Here is a 22,369-nt window from a genome sequence, read left to right on the forward strand (position 1 = left end):
GGGCAGGATGCAGGCATGGCGATCCCCCTCCAGATCACCGTGGACGCGCGCGACCCCCGGCGCCTCGCCGCGTTCTGGGCGGTGGTCCTCGGGTACGTGCTGCAGCCGCCACAGCCCGGATACCTCGTCGGCGGTGGTGAGGAGCACTACACCGCGATCGTCGACCCCGCCGGGTTCGGGCCGCGCATGCTCTTCCAGCGGGTGCCCGAGCCGAAGAAGCTGAAGAACCGCGTGCACCTCGACGTCAACGCCGGGCACGGCGCCATCGACCGGCGGGCCGCCATCCGGTCGCACATGTCGCAGCTCGTGGCGGCGGGCGCCACCGTGGTGCGGGAGATGCAGGAGGAGAGCGGTTGGTGGATCGTGCTCACCGACCCGGAGGGGAACGAATTCTGCCTGCAGTGACCATGTGACCGCTGCACGTCCATGAAGGCGTCCTGAACACTCGTTTCAGAAGTATTCGCTGGTCCGAGCGGTCGTCGGGCCGCAGACTGGTACGACGTGACCACCCGCGACCGCCTGCTCGCCTGCTTCGTCGCCGCCCTCTGGGGCGGCAACTTCATCGCCATCCACGTGGGGCTGGAGCACTTCCCCCCGCTGTTCATGGCCGCGCTGCGGTTCCTCGTGCTCGCGGTGCCGACCGTGCTGCTCGTGCCCCGCCCGCAGGTGCCGCTGCGGTGGCTGCTCACCTACGGGATCGGGTTCGGGATCGCGCAGTTCGTGTTCCTGTTCATCGCGATGGACATCGGGATGCCGACCGGGCTCGCGTCGCTCGTGCTGCAGGCCTCGGCGCCGTTCACGGTGCTGCTCGGCGTGCTGCTCCTGCGGGAGCGGATCTCGTTGCGGCAGGCGCTCGGGATCGGGGTCGCGCTCGTCGGCCTCGCCGCGATCGCGGTCTCGCGTGCGCAGGTGGCGGCCGTGCTCCCGGTGCTGCTCACCCTGCTCGGGGCGCTGGGCTGGTCGGTCGGCAACCTCGCAACCCGGCTCGCCGCCGCGCCCAACCCGCTGCACCTGACGCTGTGGATGTCGGTGGTGCCGCCGCTGCCGCTGCTCACGATGTCGTGGATCTGGGAGGGGCCCGCGGCCGGATGGGACGCGCTGCGGGGCGCGTTCACCCTCGCCGGGTTCCCGGGGGTGGTGGCGATCGGCTACATCGCCGTGCTCGCCACCCTCGTCGGCGCCGGGGTGTGGGTCGGTCTGATGCGCCGCTACCCGGCCGGGATCGTCGCGCCGTACTCGCTGCTCGCGCCGGTGGTCGGGATGACGTCGGCCGCCCTGTTGCTGGGGGAGCGGCCGAGCCCGGTGGAGCTGGTGGCGGCGGCCGTCATCGTCGGCGGGGTGCTGCTGGGCACCCCGCGACCGGCCCCGGCGGACGTATCGACGAAGGGTGCCGTGGCTGCCTAGTCTGGTCCGCAGGTGATGCGGATGACGGTGGACGAAGGCGTCTGCGCGGTACGGCCCGGCACGGACATCGGCCGCCACGCCCGCATGCTCTCCCGCGTCCACGACGCGCTGCTCTCGGGTGATCGGCCGCCCGCCTCGCCGCGCCGTCTCGTCGCGCGGTCCTGGGAGCGGGTACGGGCGCACGGGGTCGATCCCGACCTGGGCCACCCGGCCGGGCCGTTGCCCGGCTCCGAGGTGGAGCGGCGCCGATCGGTGAGCCCGCTGCAGCGGGTGCTGCCGGAGCTGCGCGCCGCGCTCACGTCGGTGGCCGACGACGCCTCGCACATCATGGTCATCACCGACGCCGACGGCAGGTTGCTCTGGCGCGAGGGTGCGGTGCAGGTGCGCCGCCGCGCCGACCGGCTCGGCTTCACCGAGGGCGCCGACTGGTCAGAGGGCAGCGTCGGCAGCAACGCGATCGGCACCGCCCTCGCCGAGGCGGCGCCCGTGCAGATGTTCGCGGCCGAGCACTTCGTGCGCTCCCACCACGTCTGGACCTGCACTGCCTGCCCCGTGCACGACCCGCGCACGGGTGAGCTGCTGGGCGTGGTCGACGTCAGCGGGCCGGCGCACACCGTGCACCCCACCACGGTGGCGCTCGTCGGCACCGCGGTGAAGCTGGCCGAGGCGAGCCTGTGGCGTCAGCACGAGGGCCGCCTCGACACGCTGCGCGGGCTCGCGGCGCCGGTCCTCTCCCGCCTGCAGGGGGCGGGCCTCGTCGTGGACGAGCACGGCTGGGTCGCGGCCGTCACCGGCATGCCGAGCGTGGAACGGGTCGCCGCCCCGCGGGGGGACCGGCCGATCTCGGTGCACGGGGTCGGGGTGTTCCTGCCCGAGCCGGTGCCCGGCGGCTGGCTGCTCCGCGTGGAGGACGCCGCCCGGATCCGGCTCACCCTCGACCTCGACGCCCGCCCGCCCCGCGCCGTCGTGGCCGGGTCGTCCCGCTGGGTGCACCCATTGTCCACGCGGCACGTGGAGGTGCTCGTGCTGCTGGCCGCCGCCGGCACCGCCGGCATGGACGCCGGCGCGCTGTCGGTCGCGCTCTACGGCGACCGCGACCACCTCGTCACGGTCCGCGCCGAGATGTCTCGCCTGCGCCGGTCGCTGGGCGGCCTGCTGCTCGCCCGGCCCTACCGGATCGCCCCCGACGTCGAGGTGTCCGCGCCGGACCCCGCCACGTCGTCGTTGCTGCACCGCTCGACGGCGCCGGGCGTCCGCCGTCTCGTGGCGGGTCGATGATCAGCCGCTGAGCGCCTTCGCCGCGGTGGCGCCGGCGTTCGCGACGTGGCGCTTGCAGGCGCGTCCGGCCCGGTCGGCGTCGTTCGCGTCGATGCCGGCCATGATCTCGCGGAGCTCCTGGACGCTCTCGTCGGTGCGTCCCGGCACCGTCAGCGAGAGCGAGCGCAGCGTGCGCACCCGGGCGTGCAGGCCGCTCGCGGTCTGCTGGAGGGCGACGTTCCCGCCGCCGACGAACAGGATCTCGTAGAACCGGTCCTTCGCCTCGAGGATCGAGGCGCCCCGGGCCGCGAGCCGCTCGATCGTGGTCATGGCCTTCTGCAGCGCGCGCCGGTCGACCTCCGTGGCGTTCTCCACGAACAGCTCGCCGGCCAGCCCTTCGAGCACCGACCGCACCTGGTAGAGCTGGTGGGCCTCGTCCGCGCTCACCGTCGCCACGACCGTGCCCTTGTTCGGGACGGTGGTCACCAGGCCCTCGGCGGCGAGCTCGCGCAGCGCCTCGCGGATGCTGGTGCGCGACACGCCCGTCAGCTCGACGAGCTCGCGCTCGATCAGGTGCTGGCCCGGGGCGAACCGCCGGTCGAGGATCGCCTGCCGCAGGTTCTCGAGCACCTGGGTGCGCACCGGCGCGGGGTGGCGCTCCACCCGCAACGACCGAGCGTTCGTCATGGAGCCTCCCGGCGTGCGTGGACGACGATCGTAGCCATCCGCGAACGGGCCGATGGCCATGCCCGCTTGCGGATGATTGTCGGACAAGCCTACAGTCGGGCGCCACCGCCGACCCGAGGGAGCTTCAGATGTCCGACGCCGGCCTCGAAGTCGTCCAGGTCAAGTACGGCGAGCGGATGGTCAACCGCAGCGTGGTGTTCCACGACTACGCGCGGTACGGGCTGCCCGACGCCGAGCTGCACATGGAGTACAACTTCTGGGTCATCCGCGACGGGCCGACGGTGATCCTGCTGGACACCGGCTACGACATCCCGGCGCGCGACTGGCTCGGCGAGATCCCGGTCGTGTCGACCCCGGACGGCCTGGCGCTGCTCGGCATCGACCCGGCGGACGTGGCCATGGTGATCACGTCCCACTTCCACTACGACCACATCGGCTACCTGGGGCTGTTCACCAACGCGCGGGTCGTCAGCGGCCGGGCGGAGTACGACTACTGGTTCGGCAAGTGGCGGCGCGACGAGCTCGAGGGCGAGTTCACCATCGCCGAGCACCTCGAGCCGGTGAAGCGCGCCGAGGACGAGGGCCGGCTGTGGTTGATCGGCGAGGAGACCGCCGTCCACCCCGGGATCACCGTGTACCCGGTCGGCGGACACTGCCCGGGCGAGCTGCTGACGACGGTCCGGGGCCGCTCCGGCCCGCTGATCCTGGCGGCGGACGCGGCGCACTTCTACGAGCAGATCGAGAACGAATGGCCGTTCTTCGCGTTCACCGACCTCCAGGAGATGCGCGCGGCGCTGTCGTTCATCAACGAGCTCGCTGCCCAGACCGGCGCGACGGTCGTCCCGGGTCACGACGGCCGGGTGCGGGACAGGTTCCCCGCCGTCGACGGCGAGGCAGCGCAGATCGCCACCGTTCTCGGCTGAGCAGACGACGAGGAGACGACCGATGACGCTGACCGCGGAGCAGGAAGCGCTGAAGAAGGAGTTCGTCGAGGTGCGCGGCACCTGGGGCGAGCACTGGGAGGGCATGCTCCGGCTGGATCCGGAGTTCCTGCGCTCCTACCTGGAGTTCTCCGCCGTCCCGTGGCGCAAGAACCACCTCGACGACAAGACCAAGGCGTTCATGTACATCGCGGTGGACGCCGCGGCGACCCACATGTACCTGCCCGGCGTCCGGCAGCACATCAAGGCGGCGCTCAAGTTCGGCGCGACGCCGCAGGAGATCATGGAGGTCCTCGAGCTGACCAGCACGCTGGGCATCCACGCGATGAACATCGGCGTGCCGATCCTGGTGGAGGTGCTCGAGGAGAAGGGCCTGCGGGACGGGCCGGCCGCCCTGGACGAGTACCAGGAACGGCTCAAGGCCGAGTTCACGAAGACGCGCGGCTACTGGCACTCGTTCTGGGACGAGATGCTCGAGCTCGACCCGGAGATCTTCGACGCCTACACCGAGTTCAGCTCCGTCCCGTGGCGGAGCGGCACCCTCGAACCGAAGGTGAAGGAGTTCGTCTACATCGCCTTCGACACGGCGGCGACGCACCTGTACGTGAAGGGGCTGAAGCTGCACATCGAGAACGCGATCGGCTACGGCGCCACGCCCCAGGAGATCCTCGAGATCATGGAGATCGCATCGGTGATCGGCATCCACGCCGCGACGTCGGCGGTGCCGATCCTGCTCGAGGAGGCCGAAGCGGCGGGCGCGGCACTGCCGGACGAGAGGTCCTGACCCCGATGGTGGATCGGCTGAAGGACAAGGTCGCGCTCATCACCGGTGCAGCCCGCGGCCAGGGCCGGGAGATGGCCGAGCTGTTCATGCGCGAGGGCGCGAAGGCCGTCGTGTCGGGCGACGTACTCGACGCCGCCGACACGGCGGACAGTTCGGTCACCTTCGTCAAGATGGACGTCACGCAGGCCGATCAGTGGAAGTCCGTCGTGGCCGACGTCGTGGCCGCACACGGTCGCCTCGACATCCTGATCAACAACGCCGCGGTGTGCGAGTACGAGCCGATCCTCGAGACGACGGACGAGCAGTACGACCGGGTGCTCGACATCGACCTCAAGAGCATCTTCCTCGGCATGCGCGAGGTGCTGCCGCACATGATCCGGCAGCAGGCGGGCTCGATCATCAACGTCTCGTCCATCTGGGGTCTGGCCGGGGTGCCCAACTCGTACGCGTACCAGGCCGCGAAGGGGGCGATCCTCAACGTCAGCAAGAACGTCGCGGCCACCCACGGCACCGACGGGGTGCGCTGCAACTCCCTGCACCCCGGCTACATCCTCTCGCCCATGAACGAGCACCAGGCGCCCGAGATCAACGCGGCGCTCATCGCCGGCACCGTGCTCAAGCGGCCGGGCGTGCCGATCGAGACCGCGTACGCGGCGTTGTTCCTCGCCAGCGACGAGGCCAGCTACGTCACCGGCACCTCACTCGTCGTCGACGGCGGGTACCTGGCGCCGTAGCAGCAGCGGGCCGCATGGGGTGCAACCCCGCTGCAACTGTTGCCCCGGCGCGCCCGCCGGAGTGAAGTGGGTCACGCGGGGCGCCGGGGCCTCGCGTGAGCTCGGAGGCGCGGGTGCAGCAGAGCGGGTCGAACGGGCAGCACCCGTCCGGGACGACGGGGCTGCCGGTCGTGGCGGGCTCGGCCATCGGGATCGTCGCCAACCCGATGTCCGGGCGGGACATCCGCAGGCTCGTCGCGCAGGCCTCGGTCTTCCCGAACGCGGAGAAGACCAACATGGCGCTGCGGCTCGTCGCCGCGGCCGGGGCCACCGGCGTCGGGCGGGTGCTGATGTCCACCGACGGCATGGGGGTCGCGGCCGGGGTGCTGCGGGCGAGGGACAAGCGCCGTGCGGGCGCGGCACGCTGGCCCGAGCTGGAGTTCGTCGAGCTGGACGCGATCAGCGGCACGGCCGAGGACACGCGCGCGCTGGTGCGGCGGATGGTGGCCGCCGGGGCGTCGGTGATCGTCCTGCTCGGCGGGGACGGCACGGTGCGGGCGGCCGCGGCGGCGAGCGGGGACGTCGCGCTGCTGCCGCTGTCCACGGGCACCAACAACGCGTTCCCCGAGATGTGGGAGGCGACGGTCGCCGGGACGGCGGCCGGGCTCGTCGCGACGGGCCGGGTGCCTGTGGCCGACGCCAGCTACCGGGCGAAGGTCCTGCACGTCGTCGCGGGCGCGAGCCACGAGCTCGCCCTCGTCGACGTGTGCGTCTCGACGGTGACGCACGTCGGGTCCCGGGCGCTGTGGCAGCCGGCCACGCTGCACGAGCTCTACTGCGCGTTCGCCGAGCCGCACGCCATCGGCCTGTCCAGCATCGCAGGGCTGCTGCACCCGGCCGCCCGCAGCGACCCGCACGGGGTCGTCGTCCGGCTGGCCGGCGCCGAGGCCGCCCCGCAGACCGTGCTCGCCCCGATCGCGCCGGGCGTCGTCGCGCCGATCGGCGTGCGCGCCGCCGGCCCGCTCGCCGCCGGTGAGCCGCATCCGGTCGGCCTCGCGCGCGGCACCGTCGCCGTGGACGGGGAGCGGGAGATCGAGTTCGGGCCGGCGACGCCGGTCACGGTCACGCTCGCGCCGGACGGGCCGCGGGTGCTCGACGTGCGCACGGTCCTCGCCGCCGCGGCGCAGCGGCGGCTGCTCGACCCGGGCGCGATCACGCAGGAGGTCCGATCATGAGAGCGGCACGGTTCCACGGCAGGGGCGACGTCCGCGTCGAGGACGTCCCGGACCCGCAGGCCGGGCCGGGCCAGGTCGAGGTGAGCGTCGACTGGTGCGGCATCTGCGGCACCGACCTGCACGAGTTCCTCGAGGGCCCGATCTTCATCCCGCAGCAGGGGGCACCGCACCCGATCACCGGGTCGGAGCTGCCGGTCGTCATGGGGCACGAGTTCGCGGGCGTCGTGTCCGCCGTCGGTGCCGGCGTGCCGGGGGTGCAGGAGGGGGACCGGGTCGCCGTCGAGCCGTACTACGTCTGCGGCGACTGCGTCGCCTGCGCGGCGGGCCGTTACAACATCTGCCGCAAGCTCGGCTTCGTCGGGTTGTCCGGGCAGGACGGCGGGTTCGCGGAGCGGTGCGTCGTGGACGCGCGCTGGGTGCACCCGCTGGGCGATCTCCCCACCGACGTCGGGGCCCTCGTCGAGCCCCTCGCGGTCGGCTACCACGCCGTGCGCCTGTCCGGCGTGGCGCCGGGAGGAACGGCGGCCGTGTTCGGCGCCGGCCCGATCGGCCTCGTCACGACGGCGGCGCTGAAGGCCGCCGGGGCCGGGCGGGTGATCGTGGTCGAGCCCGCGGCCGCGCGCAAGGCGAAGGCGGCCGGGGCGGGCGCCGACGAGGTCCTCGACCCGGGCGACGCCGACGTGCCCGACGCGATCCGCGACCTCACCTCCGGCGCCGGTGCGGACGTCGCGTTCGAGTGCGCGGGCGTCGATGCCGTGCTGGCCGCCGCGATCGGTTCCGTCCGCCCCGGCGGCACCGTCGTGAACGTCGCGATCTGGGGGCACGTGCCGCAGGTGCCGATGAACGAGCTCGTGTTCTCCGAGGTCAACGTCATCGGCTCGCTCGCGTACTGCGGCGACCACGCCGACACGATCGCCCTGCTCCGCGACGGGACCGTCGACGCCGAGCAGTTCATCACCGGCCGGATCGGGCTCGCCGACATCGTCGACGGCGGCTTCCGCGAGCTGATCGACAACAAGGAGGAGAACGTGAAGATCCTCGTCTCGCCGAAGGAGGAGCTGTCATGACCGGCACCCTGCCCAGCCCCACGTCCCAGGAGCTCACACCCGACCGGCTCCTCGCCGCCTACCGCGTGATGCGGACGATCCGCGACTTCGAGGAGCGGGTGCACGAGGAGTTCGCCGGTGGCGACATCCCCGGGTTCGTGCACCTCTACGCGGGTGAGGAGGCCTCCGCCGCCGGGGTGTGCGCGCACCTCGACGACCGCGACGCGATCGCCTCCACCCACCGCGGCCACGGGCACTGCATCGCCAAGGGCGTGGACATCAGCGGGATGATGGCCGAGATCTACGGGCGGAGCACCGGGTCGTGCCGCGGCAAGGGCGGCTCGATGCACATCGCGGACCTGTCCAAGGGCATGCTCGGCGCCAACGGCATCGTGGGTGGTGGCCCGCCGCTCATCTGCGGGCGCGCGCTCGCGTCCAAGCACAAGGGCGACGGCGGCGTGGCGGTCGCGTTCTTCGGCGACGGGGCGTCCAACCAGGGCACCACGCTCGAGTCGCTGAACCTGGCCACGGTCTGGAACCTGCCGGCGGTCTTCGTGGCGGAGAACAACGGCTACGCCGAGGCCACGTCGTCGAGCTGGTCGGTCGCCACCGACGACATCGCCGACCGGGCCGCGGCGTTCGGCATGCCCGGTGTGATCGTGGACGGGTTCGACTTCTTCGCGGTCCACGAGGCCGCGGGTGAAGCGATCGCCCGGGCCCGCGAGGGCGGCGGCCCGACGCTCATCGAGGTCAAGTTCACCCGCTACTTCGGTCACTTCGAGGGCGACCAGCAGCTCTACCGCGCCGACGAGGTCGCGAACGCGCGCGAGAAGCTCGACTGCCTCAAGCGCTTCCGCGCCAACGTCACCGACGGTGGGCAGCTCGACGGCGCACAGCTCGACCAGATCGACTCCGAGGTCGCCATCGCCGTCGAGGCCGCCGTGGTGGCGGCGAAGGCAGCGCCGAAGCCGGGGGCCGCCGACCTGCTCACCGACGTCTACGTCTCGTACTGAGGGGAGAGCCCGACATGGCACGCAGCATCACCTACCGCGAGGCGATCAACGAGGCGCTGGCCCAGGAGATGGAGCGCGACGAGCGCGTGATCGTCATGGGCGAGGACAACGCGGGCGGCGAGGGCGCCCCCGGCGACATGGACGCGTGGGGCGGGGTCCTCGGCGTCACCAAGGGCCTGTACGGGAAGTTCCCGGGCCGCGTGATGGACACCCCGATCTCGGAGTCGGCGTTCATCGGTGCGGCGATCGGGGCCGCGACCGGCGGGCTCCGGCCGGTGGCCGAGCTGATGTTCATCGACTTCATGGGCGTCTGCTTCGACCAGATCTTCAACCAGGCCGCGAAGTTCCGGTACATGTTCGGCGGCAACGCCGTCACTCCCGTGGTGATCCGGACGATGTGGGGGGCGGGCCTGCGGGCCGCCGCGCAGCACTCGCAGTCGCTGCTGTCGGTGTTCACGCACGTCCCGGGCCTGAAGGTCGCGGCGCCGTCCAACGCCTACGACGCGAAGGGGCTGATGATCGCGGCGATCCGCGACGACGACCCGGTGATCTTCGCCGAGCACAAGATGCTCTACGACACGTCCGCCGACGTGCCGGAGGAGAGCTACGCGCTCCCGTTCGGCGAGGCCAACGTCGCGCGTGAAGGCGGGGACGTCACGATCGTCGCGATCGGCCGGATGGTGCACACCGCGCTGGAGGCGGCCGAGGAGCTCGCCGGCTCCGGCGTGCAGGCCGAGGTGATCGACCCGCGCACCACCAGCCCGCTGGACGTCGACACGATCCTGGAGTCGGTGGAGAACACCGGCCGGCTCGTCGTGGTGGACGAGGCCCACCCGCGCTGCTCGCTGGCCACCGACGTCGCAGCGACGGTGGCGCAGGACGCGTTCGGGTCGCTGCGCGCGCCGATCCAGCTGGTGACCGGCCCGCACACCCCGGTGCCCTTCACCGACGCGCTGGAGGACCTGTTCATCCCGGACGCGGCGAAGATCGCCGGAGCGGTGAAGACGGCGGTCGACTATGCCCGATGAGCGGATCCTGACAGTCACGATGCCCAAGTGGGGCCTGTCGATGAAGACGGGCAAGATCGTCGACTGGTTCGTGTCCGAGGGCGACACGATCGCCAAGGGCGACGACATCGTCGACATCGAGACCGACAAGATCGCCGGCACCCTCGAGTCACCGGTCGAGGGGCCGGTGCGGCGGATCATCGCCGAGCCGGGCTCGGACCTGCCGGTCGGCGCCGTGCTCGCTGTCGTCGCGCCCGCGGACGTGGCCGACGCCGAGATCGACGCCGTCGTCGAGGAGGCGAAGGCGGCCGTCGCGTCCGGGGCGCTGGAGGAAGGGGACGAGCCGGAGCCGCAGCTCGTCGAGGTCGGCGGGCGGAGCATCTCCTACCTGGCGCTCGGTCCCGAGGAGGCCGATGTCCCCGTCGTCCTCGTGCACGGCTACGGCGGGGACAAGAACTCCTGGCTGTTCGTGCAGCAGCCGCTCGCCGAGGAGGGACACCGCGCGATCGCCCTCGACCTGCCGGGGCACGGCGCGTCCGGCAAGGACGTCGGCGACGGGTCGCTCCGGACGCTCACCGAGACCGTCACCGGCTTCCTCGACGCGGTCGGGATCGAGCGGGCCCACCTCGTGGGGCACTCGCTGGGCGGCGCCGTCGCGGCCGCGGTGGCGCAGGCCGCGCCCGGGAGGGTCGCGTCGCTGACGCTCATCTCGCCCGCCGGGTTCACCCCGGAGGTCGACGCCGAGTACCTGCGCGGGTTCGCCTCCGCGTCCTCGCGGCGGGAGCTGAAGCCGCTGGTCGGGAGGCTGTTCGCGGACGGTTCTCTCGTCACGCGCCAGCTCGTCGACGACCTGCTGCGCTACAAGCGCCTCGACGGCGTCGACAAGGCGCTCACCGCAGTGCTCGGCACCCTGCTCGGCGACGGTGACCGCCAGGCCATCGACACCCCGGGCCTGCTGGCGGGCGCCGACGTGCCGCTGGCGGTGGTGTGGGGCGCGTCCGACCGCATCGTCCCGGTGCCGGACGGGGTGGAGCTGACGCGGGTGGAGGCCGGCCACATGGCGCACATGGAGGCGCCGGGCGAGGTCCTGAGGGCGGTCCGCGCCCACTTGTGAACCGCAGCAAGGTGGCTTTACTCCGGTCCCACCGGAGTAAAGCCACCTTGCTGCGACTCCGGCGGCCGTCTCAGCTCGTGATGTCCTTGCGTTGGAAGTGCCAGATCGCTCCCGCGCCCAGGAGCAGCGCGTAGATCATCGCCGAGAGCGCGCCCCGCGTCATGCCGTCCCAGTCCACCGGGTCACCGAGGAGGCCGGCCCAGGCGTCGTCGAAGTGGGTGGGCAGGAAGTCGCGCAGGCCTTCGAGTGCGGTGATCTGGTCGAGGATCTGCGACACGATCGACACCATGACCGCCCCGCCCACGGCGCCGAGCGGGGCGTCGGTCGACACCGACAGCAGCAGCGCGAGCGCCGCCACCCAGCTCAGGTGCACCGCGAGGTACACCGCGCCGGACAGGATCCGCGCGGTGCCGGGCCCGTAGTCCAGCGATGCCCCCGTCGGGCTCACCATGTCGCCCGCTCCGTACGCGAGGGTGCCGACGACGAGCGACACGACCGGCAGCAGGACCAGCGCGGCGAGCGACAGCAGGGCGGCCACCACGGTCTTCTGCCGCAGCAGGCGCGCCCGCGGCACCGGCGCCGCGAGCAGGTAGCGCAGGCTCGACCAGGACGCCTCGGCCGCCACCGTGTCGCCGAAGAACAGCGCCACGACCACGACCAGCAGGAACGACGACGACGCGAACATCGCGAACACCGTGAAGTTCAGCCCGCTGCTGGTCGCGAGGTCGACGAGCGTGAGCGAGCCCGTTGGTGAGGTGTCCGGGGCCAGCTCGAACGCCACCCACAGCAGCACCGGCAGCAGCACGACGAGGCCGAACACCACCTGCGTCCGGCGGCGCCGCAGCTGGCGTTCCAGCTCGACCCGCAGCGGCAGCGTGCGCTCGGGGCGGAAGGCTCGGCGCGTCACCGCGGAGGGCGGCTTCCTGGGGGTCTCCGTCCGTGCCGATGATTCGCTCGCAAGCTCACTCATGGCGTCCGGTCCTCCCCGACCAGCTGCAGGAACGCGTCCTCGAGGCGCCGGCGCGGCCCGGCCGCCGCCACCTCCACCCCGGCGGTGACGAGCGCCCGCACCGCTTCGGCGCGCGGGGTGCCGTTCAGCTCCGCGTGCACGCCCCCGTCGGTCACCTCGACCGAGCGGACGCCCGCGAGGTCGGAGAGCACCGACGCCGCCCGCTCCGGGGCGTCGACGGTGAACGTGGCGGCGCCGCCGCCGGCGATGATCTCCTCGACGGTGCCGTCGGCCACCACCTCGCCGCGGTGCATCACGACCACGTGCGTGCACGTCTGCTCCACCTCCGCGAGCAGGTGGCTCGACAGGACGACCGTGCGGCCCCGCGCCACGTAGCGGCGCAGGACCTCGCGCATCGCCGAGATCTGCGGCGGGTCGAGCCCGTTGGTCGGCTCGTCGAGCACCAGCAGGTCGGGGAGGCCGAGCATCGCCTGCGCGATGGCCAGCCGCTGGCGCATGCCCTGGCTGTAGGTGCCGACCCGGCGGTCGAGGGCCGAGCCGAGCTCGGCGATCTCGAGGGCCTCCTCGACGTGGGCGTCGGCGACCGGGCGGCCGGTGGCCGACCAGTAGAGGCGCAGGTTGTCCGCGCCGGACAGGTGCGGGAGGAACCCCGGGCCCTCGACGAACGCGCCGATCCGGGCCAGCACCGGGGCGCCGGGCCCGATCGGCTCGCCGAAGGCGCTGATCGTGCCGGCCGTCGGGCGCACCAGGCCCATGAGCATCCGCAGCACGGTGGTCTTGCCGGCCCCGTTGGGCCCCAGCAGGCCGAGCACCACACCCTTCTCGACGGTGAACGAGACGTCCTTCACCGCCCGGAAGCCGCCGGAGTAGGTCTTGGCGAGGCCCGTGACGTGCAGCGGCGGGCCGTCATCCGCGGAGGGCACGGCGGCACGCCGGCCGCGCAGCCGGGCCAGCACCCAGCCGAGCAGCGCGACGGCGAGCACCACGGCGATCCCGACGAGTGGCCCGAGCGGCACCGTGGAGGCCGTGGCGCTCGTGCCCGGCACCACGGGCACGGTGAGCTCCCCGGTGACGCCGACCTGCCAGACCGCCGGTTCGACCGGGCCGGTGAAGCCCTGGTCGGTGGTGGCGATCGAGACGACGAGCTGGTTGCCGGACTCCACCGGCGCCACCACAGCCGGCAGCGCCACCGTGACCGTCGCGGGCGTCCCGTCCGCGGGGACCGGCACCCGGATCGGCGCGACCGCACCGCCGAGCAGCGTGCGCCGCCCGTCCGGCGACAGTTCCGTGATGCGGGCGAACAGCACGGCCTCCGCCGGGGCCGGCTGCCCCGGCACGCGCGCGACGCCCACCTGGACGCGCGGGGCGCCGGCCACCACGAGCGAGGCCGCGAGCGGCGCCGTGCGGAAGGTGGCGGACTGGCCTGCCGGGTCGGCGGCGAACGCGGAGATCCGACCGGCGAGGGAGCCGAGCGCGCCGCCGATCCCGGGCAGCGACGTGATCGCGGCCGGGTGGCCGCCCGCCGGGTGCACGACCTGCTGCGGGTCGCCCTCGAGCGCGAGCGGTGTGGTGAGGAGCGGGGCGCTGCCGGGCAGGCCCGGGTAGGCGGGGGCGGCGAGGGCGCGGCTGGTGGGCGTGTTCGCCCCCGCCCGGACGCCGCTCGCCACCACGTAGGAGAAGCCCGTGCCCGGGTCGTCGCCGGTGCGGGCGAGGTGGAAGTCGAACCAGTCGCCGATGTCGCCGCGGACGGCGTCGCCGGGTGCGGCGCCGTCGTGGCCGCCGCCGAACCACTCCACCTTGACGCGGCCGCCCGCGGCCGCGATCTGCCGGGCCGTCGCGTCGGCCTGGTCGAGCCCGAACAGGGTGTCCTGTTCGCCCTGCACCAGCAGCGTCGGTGCCGTGATCCGGCCTGCGACGGTGGCGGGTGACGAGCGGCGCAGCAGCTCCGCGGTGGCGGGGGAGAGCCTGCCGGTGGTGGCGGCCTCGGTGTAGGCGGCGCAGATCTCGGCGGTGAACCGGCCGCACGGGTTCGCGCCGGTTCCTCCCGCCGGGTCGCTCCCCGCGGAGAAGAGCATCCCCGCCCAGCCGCTCTTGAACACCCCGTCCGGGGCGGCGACGCCCCGGGCGGGCGTGTCGGCCGCGGGCGGTGCCGCCGTGGCCGCGTTCGGGAAGAGCGCCTGGCCGAGGTCGTTCCAGGTGATCACCGGGGCGAGGGCGTCGACGCGCGGGTCGTACCCGGCCAGCAGCAGCGCGAGCGCCCCGCCGTACGAGGCGCCGGTGACGCCGACGCGCGGGTCGCCCGGTCCGTCCTGCTGTACCTCGGGGAGCGTCGAGAGCCGGTCGACGAGGGCCCGGGCGTCGGCCACCTCGTGGTCGGGGGAGTCGAGTGCGATCTGCCCGGTGCTCGTGCCGAACCCGCGCGCCGACCAGGTGAGCACCACGAACCCGCGTGCGGCGAGCGCGCGGGCGTCGGTGTCCACGGACGCCTTGCTGCCGCCGAACCCGTGGGCCACCAGCACCGCGGGGGCCGGGGTGACGGCCGGCAGGTAGAGCGAGGTGTCCAGCTCGACGCCGTCGGGGGTGGTGACCCGCTCCTCCGACACCCGGACGTCCGCGGGCGCCGCGCCCGTGAGCAGGAGGCCACCCACCACGGCGAGCACGACGCTGAGCGCGAGGGACCGTCGGCGGCCGCGGGCGGGGTGCACAGGGCGACGTTACGGGGTGGCTCTCGGTAGTGCCCTCAGTCCGCTCTCAGAAGTGCCCGGGCAGGGTGACCTCGTCGAAGTGCTCCACGCGGGGCTCGCCGTCGAGGAACGGGCCGATGTGGCCGCGCCAGCGCCCGAAGTTCTCGGACTCGCGGAACCCGACCGTGTGGGCCTCCACGCTGTCCCACTCGATCAGCAGCACGAACCGACCGGGTGACTCGATGCCCTTGGTGAGCCGGGCGTCCCGGAAGCCGGGGGTGTCGGAGACGTACCGGATGCCGTCGCGGACGGCGGCGGCGAACTCCTCCTCGGTGCCGGGCCGGACGGCGATGTCGGCGATCTCCATGACCATCCGGGCATCCTCGCACGAGTGGAACGCGGGCGTTCGGGGCACAGATCCGGCATGGAGCACTTCACCATCGCGACCGTCGCGGAGCGCAGCGACGACTTCCGCCGCGTCCTCTGGACGGGTGAGCACACCCAGCTCGTGATCATGACGATCCCGCCGGGCGGAGAGATCGGCGAGGAGGTCCACGAGGGGATCGACCAGATCCTCACGTTCGTCAGCGGCACCGCCGAGGCGAGGGTGGCCGGTGAGGCGAAGGCCGTGGAGGCGGGCGACCTGGTGGTCGTGCCGGCGGGCACGAAGCACAACTTCGTGAACACGGGTCCGAACCCGCTGGTCCTGTACACCGTCTACGGCCCGCCCGACCACGCCGACGGCGCCGTGCACCGCACGAAGGAGGAGGCCGACGCGGCGGAGGAGTCGGGGGAGGACGAGCCCCCGACGTCCTGAGGGAGGCTGGGACGTCGGCCTCGACGATCAGTTGCGGCCGGCGACGGCCCCGAGAGCGATTCGGGCCACGGTGCATGGCCAGCGCGAGAGGGTGTGCATGCAGCCCGTGCAGTAGCCGTCTGCACGGCGGCGGTGGAGGCCGAGGGTACGTTCGGGGCCGCCGGGTTGCGCTGCCATGAAGGCCACTGCGGCGGCGAAGCTCCGCTGCGCTGCCAGGTAGTCGTCGACCTCGTCATTGTTCAAGCAGATCACGGCTCCTCGGCTCACCTGGACGTCTAGGGAAGTTGAGATTATCGGTCCCCTAGACAAGTGGCAACCGAGTCAGCGGGCCTTGATCTCGTACTCCAAGACGTACGCCGGGGCGGACTTGACGGTGTGGCAGACCTCGACCGGACTGCCTGCTGTGTCGTAGGCGGTGCGGATGACGACGATGACGGGTACGCCTGCCTGCAGCTCCAGCCGGCTACGTTCCTCGACCGTTGGCATGCGGGCCGTGACCTCCTCGACGAACCGATCGAGGGTGTGTCCGGCGTCCTCCAGCCTGGCGTAGACGCCACCGGGACCGGTAGCGATCTCCGTGATCGGGGTGCCTTCCGCGAGCGCGAGGGGCAGGTATGACACCGCGAGCTCGACGGGCCGGTTGTCGGCGGAGTAGCGGCGAGAGCGGCTCAGCACGAGATGCTCCTTCAATCGCAGGCGGTCACGCACGAAGTCGGGCGCGTTGACGCGCGTGATCTCAATCTGGTCGACACGGGGTTGGAAGCCGCTTCTCTCCGCCTCGGCGAGGAAGGCTGCCTTCCCCGCCACGCGGTGTTCGCGCGAGAACCGTTCCGACGCCAGTCTCCGGACGGGTGGCGGCTGCCGAACGAAGACGCCGCGCCCGTGTTCTGCGACCACCAGACCTTCGGCGCGCAGCTCCTGGATCGCTTGCCGCGCTGTCATCCGCGCTACGCCGTAGTGCTCCCTCAACTCCGCCTCGGAAGGGAGCCGATCCCCTGGCCCGAGTTCACCGGTGTCGATCGCGGCACGAAGATGTTCAGCGATCTGCCGATAAGGCGGCCGATCCTTCAGCCGATCGATGCGGCCGAGCTGCACGCCGACACCTCCAGTCGTCTAGGCACCCCGTAGGGTACGTCCCTGATCGTCGGAGGAAGGGCTCGACATGGGCAGTGCGCCCAGACACTCCGTGAGCGTTGCCGGGGTCGTCGTGCGCGACGACGGGCGGGTGCTCGCCATCCAGCGCCGGGACAACGGTCGCTGGGAAGCGCCCGGCGGGGTGCTCGAACTTGCGGAGACGTTCGAAGAGGGCGTGCGCCGGGAAGTCGCCGAGGAGACCGGAGTGCACGTCGAAGTGGGGCGCCTCACCGGCGTGTACAAGAACATGACGCGGGGGATCGTCGCTCTGGTGTTCCGCTGCCGCCCCGCGGCCGGTCAGGCCACCGTGACGGACGAGTCGAGACGGGTTGCGTGGTTCACGTTGGACGAGGTGCGCCGGCACATGAGTCCCGCGTACGCGATCCGGATCCTGGACGCGCTGAACGACGGCGTCGCCGTTCGTGCACACGACGGCGTCCGCGTGACTTGATCGTCGCGAGTGGTGTGGGAGCGACGGACATGTCGCTCCCACACCACTCCCAGTAGTCGGTGCGTCCGCAGCAGCCCCCATCGCGTCGTTGGCGTTCGGCGACGCTGACACGCCCGCCCGCGACGCGCTAGTTTCCGACCGTGGTGCAGCGGGGCGTGGTCGCCGCGGGGCACCCGGCGTCGGCGGCCGCCGGAGCAGCGGCCCTGCAGGCCGGGGGCAATGCCGTGGACGCCGCGGTGGCCGCGGTCGTCACGTCGTTCGTCGCGGAGCCGCTGCTCACCGGGCTGGGCGCCGGTGGGTACCTGCTCGTCGCGCCCCCGGGACAGCTGCCGGTCCTGCTCGACTTCTTCGTGGCCGCCCCCGGCCGCGGAGCCGCCGCGCCCCCGGCGCCGATGACCCACATCGTGGTGTCGTTCGAGGACGCGACCCAGATCTTCGACATCGGGGCCTCCTCCTGCGCGACGTACGGGGCGCCCGCGGGCGTGGCCGGCGCGGTGGAGCGGTTCGGGCGGATGCCGCTCGCCGAGCTCACCGCGCCGGCGGCGCGGCTGGCCCGCACCGGGGTGCGGGTGAACGCGATGCAGGCGTACCTGTTCGGTCTGCTGGCCGCCGTCGTCGGCTCCACCCCGGACGCCGCGGCGCGGTTCCTGCTGGACGGCCGGCCGCCGCGGGAGGGCGAGCTGCTCCGGGACGAGGAGCTCGCCGACTCGCTCGACCGGCTCGGCGCGGACGGCGCGGCGCCGTTCTACACCGGCGACATCGGCCACGCCGTCTCGGACCGGGTGTGCGCCGGCGGTGGCGTGCTGACCCCGGCCGATCTCGCCGGGTACCAGGTCGTGCAACGGATCCCGCTGCGCGTCGGGTACCGCGGACGGGAGGTCTTCACCAACCCGCCGCCGAGCGCGGGCGGGAGCAGGCTCGTCCGCGCGCTGGTGCACCTCGGCGCCACCGGCCGCGTGCCGGACGTGCCCGGCCTCGCCGCGGCCCTCGCGGTGGGCGACCGCGACGCGATGGCACCGGTCGCGGTGGACCGGCTGGGCTCCACCACCCACGTCTCGGTCCTCGACGCCGACGGCTGGGCCTGCTCGGTGACCTGCACCAACGGCACGGGTTCCGGCGTGACCGTCCCCGGCACGGGCATCCACCTCAACAACATGCTCGGCGAGCACGACCTGCTCGGTGCGTACGGCGTCGGCGAGCGGCTGCCCTCGGCGATGGCCCCGACGGTGGTGCGCCGGGACGGCGCCGCCGAGTTCGTGGTCGGCTCCGCGGGCTCGAGCCGGATCCGCAGCGCCCTCCTGCAGGTCCTCGTGAACATGGTCGACCGGGGAATGTCGCCGCAGGACGCCGTGGACGCGCCGCGGCTGCACGTGGAGCGGGGGGTCGCGTACGCCGAGCCGGGGATCGACGTCGCGACGCTTCGGGCCGTGGCCGGCCCCGTGCTGCGGTTCGACGCGCCGAACCTGTTCTTCGGGGGTTGCCAGGCCGTCCGGCGCGACGTCCGCGCCGGCGCGCTGGACGGTGGAGCGGACGGGCGGCGGTGCGGGGGCGTCGTCGTGGTGTGAGGCGGCTACTGCTGCTGTTGCGCCCGTTTCCGGCGCTTCCCCTCGTGCATCGCCGCGACCCGTGCGATCGGGATGGCGTGCCCCTCCTCCAGCAGGTCGGCGGGGAGGCCCTGGGGTGGCGGTGTGCGCTCGCGCCACGGGTCCGCGTCGCCGAGGAGGTCGACGGCGGTGCGGACGGTGAAGTCGCGGGGTGTCACGCGGTCGAGGTCCTCCCACGCCACCGGGAACGACACCGGCACGCCCGGCCGCACCCGCGGGCTGTAGGCGGCGACCACCGTGGCGCCACCCGACCGGGTGGAGTCCACGAACACCTTCCCGCCCCGGTCCTCCTTGATGTAGGCGGTGGTCGCCACGTCGGGGTCGACCCGTTCGGCCCGGGCGGCGAGCGCGCGGGTGGCGGCCGCGGCATCCTCGAACCCCACGTCGTCGGCGAGGGGCACGAAGATGTGCAGCCCCTTCGACCCGCTCGTCTTGACGACGCCCTCGAGCCCGCTGTCGGTGAGGGCCTGGCGCACGAGGTGCGCGGTCCGGACGACGTGCGCGAAGTCGTCGCCCTCCGGCGGGTCGAGGTCGATGATCAGGTGCGTGGGGTGGTGCTCACCCACGCGCATCAGCGTCGGGTGGTACTCCACCGAGCGCTGGTTGGCGAACCACAGCAGCGTGCGCCGGTCGTTCGCCAGGGCGTAGCGCACCTCGCGCCGCGACGCCTCGGCCCACACCGTGGTCGTCTCGATCCAGTCCGGCGTGTACTTGGGCACGTTCTTCTGCATGAACGGCTCCTGCCCCGGCCGGATCCGGATCACCGAGAGCGGCCGCTGCCGCAGCTCGGGCAGGATCCGGTCGCGCACCGCGTCGAGGTAGTCGACGAGGTCGCGCTTGGTGGCGTCGGCGCCGTCGAAGAGCGGCTGGTCGAGGTTGGACAGCTCCACCCCGTCCCGCGTCTCCACGGTCTTCGCACGGCTCACCGAGCACTCGTACCACGATCACGGCGACCGGGCCAGGCCCTCCCGATCGCACTTCGCACACCCAGGACCGGCTTCGCACAAGGCCGGCCTTGCGCGAAGCCCGTGCTGGATGTGCGAAGTGGTCACTGAGGTTAGCGCTGCAGGTGGTGCAGACGTACCTCACTCACGGTGCCGCCGGCTACGTCGGCGGTCATCCAGGTGAAGGTGGGCTGCCGCCGGCGGTCGGTGGGGGAGCCGGGGTTGAGCAGGCGCAGCCCGCTCTCCGCGGTGGTGTCCCACGGGATGTGGCTGTGGCCGAACACCAGCACGTCGGTGCCCGGGTACTCGCGCACGCAGCGCCGTTCGCGCCCGGTGGCGGCGCCGGTCTCGTGCACCACCGCGAACCGGACGCCCTCCAGATCGACGCGCGCCACCTCGGGTAGCCGGGCCCGGAGCGCGGCGCCGTCGTTGTTGCCGAACACGCCGACGAGCCGGTGCGCCCTCGCCTCGAGCGCGTCCAGCAGGTCGACCGACACCCAGTCGCCCGCGTGGATCACCACGTCGGCGGCGTCGACCGCCGCCCAGACCGGTGCGGGCAGGTCCTTCGCCCGCACCGGGAGGTGGGTGTCGGAGGTCAGGAGCAGCTTCAGTGCACGTCCACCAGATCGACGACGAAGATCAGCGTCTCGCCGGGCTTGATCGCGCCGCCCGCGCCGCGGTCGCCGTAGCCCAGGTGCGGCGGGATCACCAGCCGGCGGCGGCCGCCGACCTTCATCCCGGCCACGCCGCGGTCCCAGCCCGTGATGACGCGCCCGGCGCCCAGCGGGAACTGGAGCGTCGAGCCGCGGTTCCAGGAGGCGTCGAACTCCTCCCCGGTGGAGTGGGCCACGCCGACGTAGTGCACCTCGACGGTGCGGCCCGGGGTCGCCTCGGTGCCGTCGCCGGGTTTGAGGTCCTCGACCAGCAGGTCGGCGGGGGCGGGGCCGTCGTGCGGGTCGACGTCGGGTCGTTCCATCCCGGGTTGTTGCAGAGCCACGTTCTTCCTCCTGATGGTGGGCGCGCCCAGCGTGCCAGACGGGATGGCGGCGGGTAGACATGGCTCGTGGCCAGGCCGGACGCGCATCGGTCCGACTCCCGAGCGCCCGACCCGAACCGGTGGCGGGCGCTGTCGGTCACGCTCGTCGCCGGTTTCATGAGCCTGCTCGACGTCAGCATCGTCTCGGTCGCGTTGCCGTCCCTCCAGCAGGGACTCGGCGCCGACCCGGCCGCCGTCCAGTGGGTCGTCTCGGGCTACGCGCTCACGTTCGGTCTCGCGCTCGTCCCCGCGGGCCGGCTCGGCGACGCGCTGGGGCGGCGGCGGATGTTCCTCGGGGCGCTGGCGGCGTTCGTGCTGTTCAGCGGGCTGGCCGGGGCGGCGACGAGCATCGGGATGCTGGTCGCGGCCCGGCTCGCGCAGGGCCTCGCGGCCGGGGCGCTGGCACCGCAGAACTCCGGGCTGATCCAGCAGCTCTTCAGCGGCGCCGAGCGCGGCAGGGCGTTCGGCTTCTTCGGCGCGACGGTCGGGATCTCGACGGCCGTCGGCCCGGTCGTCGGCGGCGTCATCCTCGCCCTGGCGGGCGGGCCGGACGGGTGGCGCTGGATCTTCCTGGTCAACGTGCCGATCGGGGTGGTCGCGCTCGTGCTCGCCGCCCGGCTCATCCCGTCGGCCCCCGCCGGCCGCACCGGGCGGATCGACGTCGTCGGCGGGCTGCTGCTCGGCGGCGCCGTGTTCGCCGTGCTGCTGCCGCTCGTGGAGGCCGAGTCCGGTGGCGTCGCCCGCCTGTGGTGGCTGTTCCTCGTCGCGGCGACGGCGGGGACGCTGTTCGTGTGGTGGGAGCGGCGCGTGACGCGGCGGCACGGTGCCCCGCTGCTCGACCTCCGCTTGCTCTCCGGCACGCGCGGCTACGCGCCCGGCGCGGCGCTCGGTGCCGTCTACTTCCTGGGCTTCTCCGGCATCTGGCTGGTGTTCGCGCTCTTCCTGCAGACGGGGTTGGGCTACACGCCGCTGCAGTCCGGGCTCTCGGTCACGGCGTTCGCGCTCGGGTCCGCGGTCTCGGCGGCGGCCGGCGGGCGCCTCGTCGAGCGCTTCGGCCGCCTGCTGACGGTCGTCGGGCTGGTCTGCGTGCTGACCGGCCTGGTCGCGACGATCTGGGTCGTGCTGGTCGTGCCGGCGACCGCGCTCATGGGCGCGATGGCGCCCGCACTGCTCGTCGCCGGGCTCGGCGGTGGGCTGGTGATCTCACCGAACATCACGCTGGCGCTGCGCGAGGTGCCGGTGCGCATGGCCGGCTCGGCCGGGGGAGCGCTGCAGACCGGCCAGCGGGTCGGGGCGGCGATCGGCACGGCCGCGCTGCCCGGCGGGTACTACCTGGTGCTGGGCGCGACCGGGCAGAACCACCCGGTCGCCGCCGCGGTGGCGCTCTCCGGCGCGGTGCTCTCGGTGAGCGCGGCGCTCGTCATCGCCGTGTGGGACCTGCGGCAGGAACGGGTCGCCCGGCGCCGGTGCACCGAGGAGGAGACCCACAGCTACGACCACGCCGCCCACGGCTGAACCACCCGTGAGT

Annotated in this window: 24 protein-coding genes; 15 read left to right on the forward strand and 9 right to left on the reverse strand. The window is 73.1% G+C overall.

Features of this window, described 5'->3' with window-relative positions; translation table 11 throughout:
* Positions 1 to 15 precede the first annotated feature (15 nt).
* The 3 genes from ACU436_RS38585 (at position 16) to ACU436_RS38595 (ending at position 2,682) form a co-directional block, all read left to right on the forward strand.
* Positions 16 to 405: a VOC family protein gene (locus tag ACU436_RS38585; RefSeq protein ID WP_459032070.1), complete on the forward strand. Its 390-nt coding sequence runs from the start codon at positions 16 to 18 to the stop codon at positions 403 to 405.
* 96 nt (positions 406 to 501) lie between these two features.
* Entirely contained in the window at positions 502 to 1,404 is a 903-nt protein-coding gene (locus tag ACU436_RS38590) for an EamA family transporter (RefSeq protein ID WP_459032071.1), read from the forward strand.
* Positions 1,405 to 1,425: 21 nt separating this feature from the next.
* A complete protein-coding gene (locus ACU436_RS38595) occupies positions 1,426 to 2,682 on the forward strand; it encodes a GAF domain-containing protein (RefSeq protein ID WP_459032072.1) in 1,257 nt (418 codons plus the stop codon).
* On the opposite strand, the gene ACU436_RS38600 is transcribed toward ACU436_RS38595, so the two are convergent.
* Positions 2,683 to 3,348 carry a GntR family transcriptional regulator gene (locus ACU436_RS38600; protein WP_459032073.1) on the reverse strand — a complete coding sequence of 222 codons (666 nt, stop codon included), beginning with the start codon at positions 3,346 to 3,348 and terminating at the stop codon, positions 2,683 to 2,685.
* 128 nt (positions 3,349 to 3,476) lie between these two features.
* On the opposite strand from ACU436_RS38600, the gene ACU436_RS38605 reads away from it, so the two are divergent.
* The 8 genes from ACU436_RS38605 (at position 3,477) to ACU436_RS38640 (ending at position 11,201) form a co-directional block, all read left to right on the forward strand.
* Entirely contained in the window at positions 3,477 to 4,271 is a 795-nt protein-coding gene (locus ACU436_RS38605; RefSeq protein ID WP_459032074.1) for an N-acyl homoserine lactonase family protein, read from the forward strand.
* Positions 4,272 to 4,293: 22 nt separating this feature from the next.
* Entirely contained in the window at positions 4,294 to 5,073 is a 780-nt protein-coding gene (locus ACU436_RS38610) for a carboxymuconolactone decarboxylase family protein (protein WP_459032075.1), read from the forward strand.
* A 5-nt stretch (positions 5,074 to 5,078) separates the two neighbouring features.
* Positions 5,079 to 5,807 carry an SDR family NAD(P)-dependent oxidoreductase gene (locus ACU436_RS38615; protein ID WP_459032076.1) on the forward strand — a complete coding sequence of 243 codons (729 nt, stop codon included), beginning with the start codon at positions 5,079 to 5,081 and terminating at the stop codon, positions 5,805 to 5,807.
* Positions 5,808 to 5,902: 95 nt separating this feature from the next.
* The gene (locus ACU436_RS38620) at positions 5,903 to 7,021 is read left to right on the forward strand and encodes an ATP-NAD kinase family protein (RefSeq protein ID WP_459032077.1); all 1,119 of its coding nucleotides are present in this window, start codon (positions 5,903 to 5,905) and stop codon (positions 7,019 to 7,021) included.
* Complete coding sequence (locus tag ACU436_RS38625; RefSeq protein WP_459032078.1) at positions 7,018 to 8,088, forward strand: 2,3-butanediol dehydrogenase; 1,071 nt, start codon at positions 7,018 to 7,020, stop codon at positions 8,086 to 8,088. Before ACU436_RS38620 ends, ACU436_RS38625 begins: the two co-directional genes overlap by 4 nt.
* Positions 8,085 to 9,080, forward strand: coding sequence for a thiamine pyrophosphate-dependent dehydrogenase E1 component subunit alpha (locus tag ACU436_RS38630; RefSeq protein ID WP_459032079.1), 996 nt, complete (start codon positions 8,085 to 8,087; stop codon positions 9,078 to 9,080). Before ACU436_RS38625 ends, ACU436_RS38630 begins: the two co-directional genes overlap by 4 nt.
* Before the next feature lie 14 nt (positions 9,081 to 9,094).
* Entirely contained in the window at positions 9,095 to 10,108 is a 1,014-nt protein-coding gene (locus tag ACU436_RS38635) for an alpha-ketoacid dehydrogenase subunit beta (RefSeq protein ID WP_459032081.1), read from the forward strand.
* Positions 10,098 to 11,201: an acetoin dehydrogenase dihydrolipoyllysine-residue acetyltransferase subunit gene (locus tag ACU436_RS38640; RefSeq protein WP_459032082.1), complete on the forward strand. Its 1,104-nt coding sequence runs from the start codon at positions 10,098 to 10,100 to the stop codon at positions 11,199 to 11,201. Before ACU436_RS38635 ends, ACU436_RS38640 begins: the two co-directional genes overlap by 11 nt.
* A 70-nt stretch (positions 11,202 to 11,271) precedes the next feature.
* Here the strand turns inward: ACU436_RS38640 and ACU436_RS38645 are convergent, their stop codons facing one another.
* Genes ACU436_RS38645 through ACU436_RS38655 form a run of 3 tightly spaced genes read right to left on the reverse strand, consistent with a single transcriptional unit; the run spans position 11,272 to position 15,228 of the window.
* Positions 11,272 to 12,171, reverse strand: coding sequence for an ABC transporter permease (locus tag ACU436_RS38645; RefSeq protein ID WP_459032083.1), 900 nt, complete (start codon positions 12,169 to 12,171; stop codon positions 11,272 to 11,274).
* On the reverse strand, positions 12,168 to 14,876 hold the full coding sequence (locus tag ACU436_RS38650) for an alpha/beta fold hydrolase (protein ID WP_459032084.1): 2,709 nt from the start codon (positions 14,874 to 14,876) through the stop codon (positions 12,168 to 12,170). Before ACU436_RS38650 ends, ACU436_RS38645 begins: the two co-directional genes overlap by 4 nt.
* Positions 14,877 to 14,922: 46 nt before the next feature.
* On the reverse strand, positions 14,923 to 15,228 hold the full coding sequence (locus ACU436_RS38655) for an antibiotic biosynthesis monooxygenase family protein (RefSeq protein WP_459032085.1): 306 nt from the start codon (positions 15,226 to 15,228) through the stop codon (positions 14,923 to 14,925).
* A gap of 51 nt (positions 15,229 to 15,279) precedes the next feature.
* Between ACU436_RS38655 and ACU436_RS38660 the strand changes: the two genes are divergently transcribed.
* Positions 15,280 to 15,672: a cupin domain-containing protein gene (locus ACU436_RS38660; protein ID WP_459032086.1), complete on the forward strand. Its 393-nt coding sequence runs from the start codon at positions 15,280 to 15,282 to the stop codon at positions 15,670 to 15,672.
* Between the two features lie 27 nt (positions 15,673 to 15,699).
* Here the strand turns inward: ACU436_RS38660 and ACU436_RS38665 are convergent, their stop codons facing one another.
* A complete protein-coding gene (locus ACU436_RS38665; RefSeq protein ID WP_459032088.1) occupies positions 15,700 to 15,915 on the reverse strand; it encodes a hypothetical protein in 216 nt (71 codons plus the stop codon).
* 78 nt (positions 15,916 to 15,993) lie between these two features.
* A complete protein-coding gene (locus ACU436_RS38670) occupies positions 15,994 to 16,767 on the reverse strand; it encodes a GntR family transcriptional regulator (protein ID WP_459032089.1) in 774 nt (257 codons plus the stop codon).
* A gap of 91 nt (positions 16,768 to 16,858) precedes the next feature.
* On the opposite strand from ACU436_RS38670, the gene ACU436_RS38675 reads away from it, so the two are divergent.
* Both ACU436_RS38675 and ACU436_RS38680 read left to right on the forward strand, forming a co-directional pair.
* Positions 16,859 to 17,257, forward strand: a complete 399-nt coding sequence (locus tag ACU436_RS38675; protein WP_459032090.1) for an NUDIX hydrolase — start codon at positions 16,859 to 16,861, stop codon at positions 17,255 to 17,257.
* A 140-nt stretch (positions 17,258 to 17,397) separates the two neighbouring features.
* Complete coding sequence (locus ACU436_RS38680) at positions 17,398 to 18,822, forward strand: gamma-glutamyltransferase (protein ID WP_459032091.1); 1,425 nt, start codon at positions 17,398 to 17,400, stop codon at positions 18,820 to 18,822.
* Positions 18,823 to 18,827: 5 nt separating this feature from the next.
* On the opposite strand, the gene ligD is transcribed toward ACU436_RS38680, so the two are convergent.
* From ligD to ACU436_RS38695, 3 genes are all read right to left on the reverse strand, one after another.
* Positions 18,828 to 19,787, reverse strand: a complete 960-nt coding sequence (gene ligD / locus ACU436_RS38685) for a non-homologous end-joining DNA ligase (RefSeq protein WP_459032092.1) — start codon at positions 19,785 to 19,787, stop codon at positions 18,828 to 18,830.
* 131 nt (positions 19,788 to 19,918) lie between these two features.
* Positions 19,919 to 20,416, reverse strand: a complete 498-nt coding sequence (locus tag ACU436_RS38690; RefSeq protein ID WP_459032149.1) for a metallophosphoesterase family protein — start codon at positions 20,414 to 20,416, stop codon at positions 19,919 to 19,921.
* The gene (locus ACU436_RS38695) at positions 20,413 to 20,781 is read right to left on the reverse strand and encodes an FKBP-type peptidyl-prolyl cis-trans isomerase (protein ID WP_459032150.1); all 369 of its coding nucleotides are present in this window, start codon (positions 20,779 to 20,781) and stop codon (positions 20,413 to 20,415) included. The genes ACU436_RS38690 and ACU436_RS38695 overlap by 4 nt, the downstream gene beginning before the upstream one ends.
* A 177-nt stretch (positions 20,782 to 20,958) precedes the next feature.
* Here ACU436_RS38695 and ACU436_RS38700 point away from each other — a divergent pair, with 177 nt between their 5' ends.
* Positions 20,959 to 22,356 carry an MFS transporter gene (locus tag ACU436_RS38700; RefSeq protein WP_459032151.1) on the forward strand — a complete coding sequence of 466 codons (1,398 nt, stop codon included), beginning with the start codon at positions 20,959 to 20,961 and terminating at the stop codon, positions 22,354 to 22,356.
* Positions 22,357 to 22,369: the final 13 nt, after the last annotated feature.

This window comes from Pseudonocardia wallangbongensis, assembly GCF_054486945.1.

Coding starts and splice junctions, on each gene's coding strand:
- ACU436_RS38585 (WP_459032070.1), top strand. CDS start 16: ATGGCGATCCCCCTCCAGATCACCGTGGACGCGCGCGACCCCCGGCGC.
- ACU436_RS38595 (WP_459032072.1), top strand. CDS start 1,426: ATGACGGTGGACGAAGGCGTCTGCGCGGTACGGCCCGGCACGGACATC.
- ACU436_RS38600 (WP_459032073.1), bottom strand. CDS start 3,348: ATGACGAACGCTCGGTCGTTGCGGGTGGAGCGCCACCCCGCGCCGGTG.
- ACU436_RS38605 (WP_459032074.1), top strand. CDS start 3,477: ATGTCCGACGCCGGCCTCGAAGTCGTCCAGGTCAAGTACGGCGAGCGG.
- ACU436_RS38610 (WP_459032075.1), top strand. CDS start 4,294: ATGACGCTGACCGCGGAGCAGGAAGCGCTGAAGAAGGAGTTCGTCGAG.
- ACU436_RS38615 (WP_459032076.1), top strand. CDS start 5,079: ATGGTGGATCGGCTGAAGGACAAGGTCGCGCTCATCACCGGTGCAGCC.
- ACU436_RS38625 (WP_459032078.1), top strand. CDS start 7,018: ATGAGAGCGGCACGGTTCCACGGCAGGGGCGACGTCCGCGTCGAGGAC.
- ACU436_RS38630 (WP_459032079.1), top strand. CDS start 8,085: ATGACCGGCACCCTGCCCAGCCCCACGTCCCAGGAGCTCACACCCGAC.
- ACU436_RS38635 (WP_459032081.1), top strand. CDS start 9,095: ATGGCACGCAGCATCACCTACCGCGAGGCGATCAACGAGGCGCTGGCC.
- ACU436_RS38640 (WP_459032082.1), top strand. CDS start 10,098: ATGCCCGATGAGCGGATCCTGACAGTCACGATGCCCAAGTGGGGCCTG.
- ACU436_RS38645 (WP_459032083.1), bottom strand. CDS start 12,171: ATGAGTGAGCTTGCGAGCGAATCATCGGCACGGACGGAGACCCCCAGG.
- ACU436_RS38655 (WP_459032085.1), bottom strand. CDS start 15,228: ATGGTCATGGAGATCGCCGACATCGCCGTCCGGCCCGGCACCGAGGAG.
- ACU436_RS38660 (WP_459032086.1), top strand. CDS start 15,280: ATGGAGCACTTCACCATCGCGACCGTCGCGGAGCGCAGCGACGACTTC.
- ACU436_RS38695 (WP_459032150.1), bottom strand. CDS start 20,781: ATGGAACGACCCGACGTCGACCCGCACGACGGCCCCGCCCCCGCCGAC.
- ACU436_RS38700 (WP_459032151.1), top strand. CDS start 20,959: ATGAGCCTGCTCGACGTCAGCATCGTCTCGGTCGCGTTGCCGTCCCTC.